Genomic DNA, 7,037 nt, shown 5'->3' with positions numbered 1-7,037 from the left:
ATCAACTCGATCGGCGAGGACACGGGTACGTGCCCGCCGGTGCGGAAGTCCGGCGAGGCGTCGGGTACGCCGAAGGACCCGGACACGAAGTGCACGGACCGGATCGACTACGCGGGCGACTCCCGCTCGAACGCCGAGATCAACTCGATCGGCGAGGACACGGGTACGTGCCCGCCGGTGCGGAAGTCCGGCGAGGCGTCGGGTACGCCGAAGGACCCGGACACGAAGTGCACCGACCAGATCGACTACGCGGGCGACTCCCGCTCGAACGCCGAGATCAACTCCATCGGCGAGGACACGGGTACGTGCCCGCCGGTGCGGAAGTGACTCGCTGAGCGCCCCTGTCCTCACACCCGCTCCGGCGGCAGCCGGAACAGCGCCGGATCGTCCTCGCGGCAGCCCGAGGCCGGTCCGGCGCTTACGCGCGCTCTACGGCCGACTCCTTAGTGTGCGTCGGACCAGCGAAAAGGCCCCCCGGGTCGGAGGGCCTCGCAGTGGTGCGCGTTGTGCGCCCCCGGCAGGACTCGAACCTGCGGCCAAGCGCTTAGAAGGCGCCTGCTCTATCCACTGAGCTACGGGGGCCGGGTGTCGGCCTGGTGCCGCGGAAGGCGCTGGTTCAAGCCATCCGTGACCTTGCGGGGACAAGGATAGGGCTCAGATCGCCTCGTCCCGGTTGCTTCACCTGCGTGGCACGATGTGGAGGTTCGGTGAAGCGAACCGATAATCGCAGGTGGGTGCGATTCATGCATCGCTTTTGACGCCTCGCGCCCCGGGTGTTGTGCACTCGTTATGCCTGCGCCCTACTCGTCCCCTCTGTCCCCTGGGGTGGATCCGCCGCGCAGAGGGGCCTATACGCTTCAAAAAGGCGTCAAAATTGGGCATTCTTCACATGTGGTAACCATGGATGTACGGCCCCAGCTCATCGACGCACTTTCCGCCCTGCGCGACCGTGTCGCTGCCGTGCGTCTTCCACTTCCCCTGCCGGGGGCCCCCCGCGCCCGGCAGACGCGGACCGAACTGCTCGCCCAGCTCGACGACTACCTCGTACCCCGTCTCAAGGATCCCGAGGCACCCCTGCTCGCGGTGATCGGCGGATCCACCGGAGCCGGCAAGTCCACGCTGGTCAACTCGCTGGTGGGGTGCCGGGTCAGTGAGGCCGGTGTGCTGCGCCCGACCACGCGGACCCCCGTACTCGTCTGCCACCCGGACGACCACCACTGGTTTGCCGGGGGGCGGGTGCTGCCGCAGCTGATCCGGGTGTGGCTACCCCCCGGGCAGGTCCCGGACCCGGACGGGCTGGATCACCTCGGGGCCGAGGGGGGAGACGACACCGTGCTGCGGGTGGAGACCGCTGCGACGCTGCCCCGGGGCCTCGCGCTGCTGGACGCCCCCGACATCGACTCCCTCGTCGTCCGCAACCGGGTCCTGGCCGCCGAACTCATCTGCGCCGCCGACATCTGGGTCATGGTGACCACCGCGTCCCGGTACGCGGACGCGGTGCCGTGGCATCTGCTGCGCACCGCCAAGGAGTACGACGCCTCCCTGGTCACCGTCCTGGACCGGGTGCCCCACCAGGTGATCGCCGAGGTGTCACGGCAGTACGCCGCCCTGCTCACCCGGGCCGGCCTCGGCGAGGTGCCCCGCTTCACCATCCCGGAGCTCCCCGAGTCCGCGGGCGGCGGCAGCGGACTGCTGCCCACCACCGCCGTCGCCCCCCTGCGCGCCTGGCTCACGCACCGGGCACAGGATCCGGCGGCCCGTCAGCAGGCCGTGGGGCGTACGGCGTCCGGGGTCATCGACTCGCTCAACGTACGGATGCCCGAGCTGGCCGGGGCCGTCGCCGCGCAGTACGCCGCTGCCGTACGGCTGACCGGTGTGGTCGAGGAGGCGTACGGGAAGGAGCTGGCGCGCGTGCGGCGGAGGCTCCGCGACGGCGCGGTGCTCGCAGGCGGCGCCCGCACCCGGTGGCGCGGATATCCGCTCTACAGCACCGCGGGGGAGTTGCTGGACGCACTCGTGGAGAGCCTGATCGCTCTGCTCCAGTGCGCCGTGGCGGCCTCCGATGAGCAGATCCGTACGGTCTGGCAGCGGGAGCCCGCCGCCGGGAACTTCCGGTTCGAGGACGCCGGCCGGGAAGCAGGGGGATGGGGCCCCGCCGAGGACATCCAGGGCCGGATCGCCATGGCCGTACGGCGCTGGAGGCGCGTCCTGGAGGAGCTGGCCGAGGAGGAGGCGCGGCTGCTCGAACGCAACGCGGCGCCCGACGCCGAGACGGTGGCCGCGCTGCTGGCCGCCGCCCTTCTCGGCGGCCGCCGCGCCAGGGGAGCGGGCGAGCAGCTCGCCGAGCGGATCGGCGCCCAGGGGGCGCTGCGCCTCCGCGACAAGGGCGGGGCGCTGCTCACCGACTGCCTGGACCAGGTCATGCACGGCGAGCGCGACCGGAGGCTCGCCCCGCTGGACACGCTCGACGTCGCCCCCGAGCCGCAGGCCGAACTCATCGCCGCGCTGTCCGTACTGCAGAAGGAGAGGTGGCAGCGATGACTGCCGTCACTGACCAGGACCGGGACCACGGGCAGGGACCGGAGCACGAAGGCGCGGAAGACGCCGGACGGGACGACGGCAGGCGCTGGGACGACGGGCTCATCGCGCGCCGTGCCGCCGACGCCGCACAGGAGAGCGCGGAGGCCGGGCGGACTCCCGAGGACGACGAACCGGGGCCCCAGGTCGAGGCGTACGGACTGCCCGGCGGCCCGCTGCGGCCCCGGCTGGACGCACTGCGCGAACTGGTGGGGCTCTCCCGCGCCCGCCTCGACGGGGACACCCTCGCCGAGGCGGGCCGGGTGCTCGACGAGGCGTCGGCGCGTCAGCGGCTCTCCTCCCGGCACACCGTCGTCGCCGTCGCGGGGGCCACCGGCAGCGGCAAGTCCACGCTCTTCAACGCGCTCGCGGGCGTCCAGATCTCCGACACGGGTCTGCGCCGGCCGACGACCTCCGCCCCGATCGCCTGCAGCTGGACCGACGGCGCCGCCGGACTGCTCGACCGGCTGGCCATCCCCGGAAGGCTCCGGCGCAGGCCGGTCCAGGGTGGCACGGCCACCGACGAGGCGCTGCAGGGGCTCGTTCTGGTCGACCTGCCCGACCACGACTCCGCGGCGACCGGCCACCGAGATCAGGTGGACCGGGTGCTGGCCCTGGTCGACGCGGTGATCTGGGTCGTCGACCCGGAGAAGTACGCCGACGCCGCCCTGCACGAACGCTATCTGCGCCCCCTCGCCGGGCACGCCGAGATCTCCTTCGTCGTGCTCAACCAGATCGACCGGCTGTCCGGCGAGGCCGCCGACCTGGTCCTGGACGACCTGCGCCGGCTGCTCGACGAGGACGGCATGGCGGTGGGGGAGCACGGGGAGCCGGGCGCCACCGTCATGTCCCTGTCCGCGCTCACCGGGGCCGGGGTGGGTGACCTGCGGGAGCTGCTCGGCACCTTCGTCCAGGCCCGTACGGCGGCGGCGCGCAGGCTCTCCGCAGACGTGGACGCTGCCGCAGCGCGGCTCCGGCCGGTGTACGTCGCGGAGGGGCGGCCGGGACTCGGTGAGCGGGCCCGGGAGGAATTCACGGACCGGCTCTCGGAAGCAGTCGGCGCGGCGGCGGCAGGGCAGGCGGCGGAGCGCGAGTGGCGGCGGAACGCGGGAAGGGCCTGCGGGACGCCGTGGCTGCGGCTGTGGCGCTGGTACGAGTCCACCCGGCAGCTGGGCGGCGGCCTTGACCTGATGGCGCAGGTCCTCGCGCCTCCGGAGGAGGAGCTCACCGCCCGGCAGCGGGTGGAGCAGGCCGTACGGAAGCTGGCGGACGACGCGGTGGACGGGCTGCCCGCGCCGTGGGCGCAGGCCGTGCGTGAGACGGCGGTGAACGGGGCGAAGGGGCTGCCGGAGGCGCTGGACGAGCTGTCACGGAACGCGCAGGCGGGAGCCGGTGGCCGAGGGCGCGGAGGTAACGCGGACACGGGGTCCGCTCCGGTGGGGCCGGGCGGCCGGGGCGAGGGCGCGCGGGGGCGGGGCGGGGCGGATGCGGCGACGGGGCGGGGAAAGCGTGGTTCCGGCTCCGTCGGTGTCGGTTCCGGCTCCGTTTCCGGTTCCGTCCGTTCCATCGGCTCCGGCTCCGGCTCCGGCTCCGGTTCCGGTTCCGGTTCCGTGGGCAGGGCCACCGCGCCCGTCGCCGGGGTCCTGGGTGGCCGTGCCGCCAGGCCGCCCCGCCCGGCGTGGTGGCCCGCGGCGGTGCTCGCGCAGGCCTCGATGACGCTGCTCCAGATCTTCGGCGGGCTGTGGCTGCTCGGCCAGATCGTCGGCCTGCTCGAACCCGGCCTCCTCACACCGGCCCTCCTCATGCTGGCCGGAGTGGTCGGCGGGCCGCTCGTCGAGTGGTCGTGCGCGGCAGCGGCTCGGGGGCCCGCGCGCCGGTACGGGCAGGAGGCGGAGCGACGGCTGCGGGAGACCGCCGCCGGATGCGGCAGGGTCAGGGTCCTCGACCCGGTGGCGGCGGAGCTGGCCCGTTACCGCGAGGTGCGGGAGCGATATGTGGCGGTGACGGAGTTGTCCACAACCGGCGGGTAATCCACAGGCGTCGGCGGGATTTCCGTTTTCCGTACAGCATGGTTCGCAGCGGTCGGACGGGCGCAACGGACCGCCCGTCATCGCATCGCATCGGTGCAGGGCGGACAGCGGGCAGGAAAGCGGCGGAATGCGGCATGAATCGGGGGAGCGGAAATGAACGAGACGATGGTGACACTGGTGGGAAACGCCGCGACGGCGGTGGACTTCCGGGACACGGCCACGGGGCCGACGGCGCGATTCCGGCTGGCGGTGACTCCCCGGCGGTGGGACCGGGAGCAGCAGACCTGGACGGACGGCCGCACCAGCTTCTACACGGTGTGGGCGCGACGGACGCTCGCGGTGAATCTGTCCGGTTCGGTCTCGGTCGGCGAACCGCTCGTCGTCCACGGCCGGCTGAAGGTGCGCGAGGAGGAGCGGGAAGGGGTGTGGAAGACCTCCGTGGACATCGACGCCGTGGCGGTGGGCCACGACCTGAACAGGGGGACGGCGGCGTTCCGGCGCGTCGTCAGAGCCGACCCCTCCCTGACGCCGCCTACGCATCGTCAGAAACCGGCCACAGAAATGACATCGGTGTCCTGAAGAGGAGGGGGCGCGCCGAACAGAGCTATAACGATTACGAGTCGGAATGCTTATCTGACGGCATGAAGGGGATTCCCGTTCGCTCGGCTCCTTACGATTCCCCCGTACTCATGCGGCACTTGAGTTTGCTGGCGAGGCACCTCCCACACGCGCCTCATGCGTGAAGGTCTCGCCCGGAGGGGAATTCTGTGTTTTCTGTGTCTTCAGCATCCACTGCGTCGTCGACGGCGGCGACAGAGGGCTCCCCAGGGGGCCGGAGCAAGGGCCACGGCCGCGGGCTCGTCAGGACGGCCGCCGCGATGCTGGCCACCGGGCTGGTCGCCGCGGGAACGATCGCCGGAGCGACGGCCGCCACGGCCGCGCCGACGGACGAGGCGGGTCAGCACCAGGGTGGTGCGGTTGCCGTACTGGACGGTCTGAAGACCTACGGCACCGCCGAGCTCAACACCGGTGAGGGCAAGAAGCCCCAGGAGCTGCCCGCCGGCCTGTTCGAGATGAAGGTCGACGGCGGCGGCACCATCCAGACGTACTGCATCGACTTCCACACGCCCACCAAGGACGGCGCGAAGTACCTGGAGACCCCCTGGGACCAGTCTTCGCTCGGCGCCAACGAGGACGCCGGCAAGGTGCGCTGGATCCTGCAGCACTCCTACCCGCAGGTCAACGACTTCGCGGCGCTCGCCGAGAAGGCCGGTACCGGCCCGCTCAACGAGAAGACCGCCGCCGCCGGCACCCAGGTCGCCATCTGGCGCTTCTCGGACAAGGCCGACGTGACGGCCAAGGACGCGAACGCCGAGAAGCTCGCCGACTGGCTGGAGAAGAACGCCCAGAACGTCGCGGAGCCCAAGGCATCCGTGGGCCTGTCTCCGGCCGCGGTCTCCGGCAAGGCCGGGGAGAAGCTGGGTCCGGTCACCGTCCACACCGACGCCGGCCAGGTCTCCGTGGCACCGCCGGCCGACGCCGCCGCCAGCGGGGTCCAGGTCACCGACAAGGCCGGCAAGCCCGTCACCGAGGCTGCCGACGGCGCCGACCTGTACTTCTCCGTTCCCGAGGACGCCACCGACGGCTCCTCCTCGTTCTCCGTCCAGGCCACGACCTCCGTGCCCGTGGGCCGGGTCTTCGCCGGGCTGATCAAGAGCCAGACGATGATCCTCGCCGGCTCCAGCGAGTCCACCGTCTCCGCGACGGCGACCGCCACCTGGGCCGAGAAGGGCGCCGTCCCCGCGGTGACCGCCCAGAAGAACTGCGCCAAGGGCGGCGTCGACATCACAGCGAGCAACACCGGTGACGAGGCGTTCACCTTCGAGCTCGCCGGCACCGAGCACAGCATCCCGGCCGGTGAGACCCGCACGGTGACCGTCCCGGTCGGCGAGGACGAGGCCTACGACTTCACGATCACCGGCCCCGGCGGCTTCAGCAAGAACTTCAAGGGCGTCCTGGACTGCGAGACCGCCGGCACCCCCGCCCCGGGTGACGAGACCACGACCCAGACCGGTTCCGAGCCCACGCCCGCGCCCGCCGCGAGCACCCCGGGCACCGAGGGTGACCTCGCCGCGACCGGCGGTTCCAGCGCCACCCCCGTCATCGCGGGTGTCGCCATCGCCCTCGTCGTCCTCGGCGGCGGCGCGGTCTTCATGCTCCGCAGGAAGAAGACGCAGACCAGCGGTGAGTGACTGAGCACAGGCGCAGCGGGAACGCGCCGGTGAAGGGCCTGGTACGGACCCCCGTACCAGGCCCTTCGTGTTGCCCGGGCCCCTCCGGACGGGCCGTCCGGAGGGGCCCGGCCCGTACCGGGAACCGGACGGGTTTCCGTCAGGGCGCGGACGTCAGGCAAGATGGGTGTATCTGCCC

4 protein-coding genes, 1 tRNA gene and 1 pseudogene are annotated in these 7,037 nt (G+C 72.3%); 5 read left to right on the top strand and 1 reads right to left on the bottom strand.

The features are described from left to right. A pseudogene (locus ACZ32T_RS04480) lies at positions 1 to 327 on the top strand (hypothetical protein); the annotation flags it as partial. A 182-nt stretch (positions 328 to 509) separates the two neighbouring features. On the opposite strand, the gene ACZ32T_RS04475 reads toward ACZ32T_RS04480, so the two are convergent. Next, positions 510 to 582: transfer RNA gene (locus tag ACZ32T_RS04475), tRNA-Arg, on the bottom strand. A 318-nt stretch (positions 583 to 900) separates the two neighbouring features. Between ACZ32T_RS04475 and ACZ32T_RS04470 the strand changes: the two genes are divergently transcribed. The 4 genes from ACZ32T_RS04470 to ACZ32T_RS04455 all read left to right on the top strand — a co-directional run bounded on the left by ACZ32T_RS04470 (position 901) and on the right by ACZ32T_RS04455 (position 6,859). Then, a complete protein-coding gene (locus ACZ32T_RS04470) occupies positions 901 to 2,541 on the top strand; it encodes an ATP-binding protein (protein ID WP_467365274.1) in 1,641 nt (546 codons plus the stop codon). Next, positions 2,538 to 4,607 (top strand): GTPase, encoded by a 2,070-nt coding sequence (locus ACZ32T_RS04465; protein ID WP_467365272.1) that lies wholly within the window; start codon positions 2,538 to 2,540, stop codon positions 4,605 to 4,607. The genes ACZ32T_RS04470 and ACZ32T_RS04465 overlap by 4 nt, the downstream gene beginning before the upstream one ends. Positions 4,608 to 4,760: 153 nt before the next feature. Then, a complete protein-coding gene (locus ACZ32T_RS04460) occupies positions 4,761 to 5,186 on the top strand; it encodes a single-stranded DNA-binding protein (RefSeq protein WP_467365270.1) in 426 nt (141 codons plus the stop codon). Positions 5,187 to 5,374: 188 nt separating this feature from the next. Then, positions 5,375 to 6,859 (top strand): Cys-Gln thioester bond-forming surface protein, encoded by a 1,485-nt coding sequence (locus ACZ32T_RS04455; protein WP_467262754.1) that lies wholly within the window; start codon positions 5,375 to 5,377, stop codon positions 6,857 to 6,859. The last annotated feature ends 178 nt before the right edge of the window (positions 6,860 to 7,037 follow it).

Source organism: Streptomyces sp. NPDC023573, from assembly GCF_055559735.1.
Note: the sequence above shows the minus strand (reverse complement) of the source record. Positions and strands in the feature narration are given on the sequence as shown.

What these genes read in the sequence shown, in the direction of transcription:
- ACZ32T_RS04470 (WP_467365274.1), top strand. Translation starts at nt 901, where the DNA reads ATGGATGTACGGCCCCAGCTCATCGACGCACTTTCCGCCCTGCGCGAC.
- ACZ32T_RS04460 (WP_467365270.1), top strand. Translation starts at nt 4,761, where the DNA reads ATGAACGAGACGATGGTGACACTGGTGGGAAACGCCGCGACGGCGGTG.
- ACZ32T_RS04465 (WP_467365272.1), top strand. Translation starts at nt 2,538, where the DNA reads ATGACTGCCGTCACTGACCAGGACCGGGACCACGGGCAGGGACCGGAG.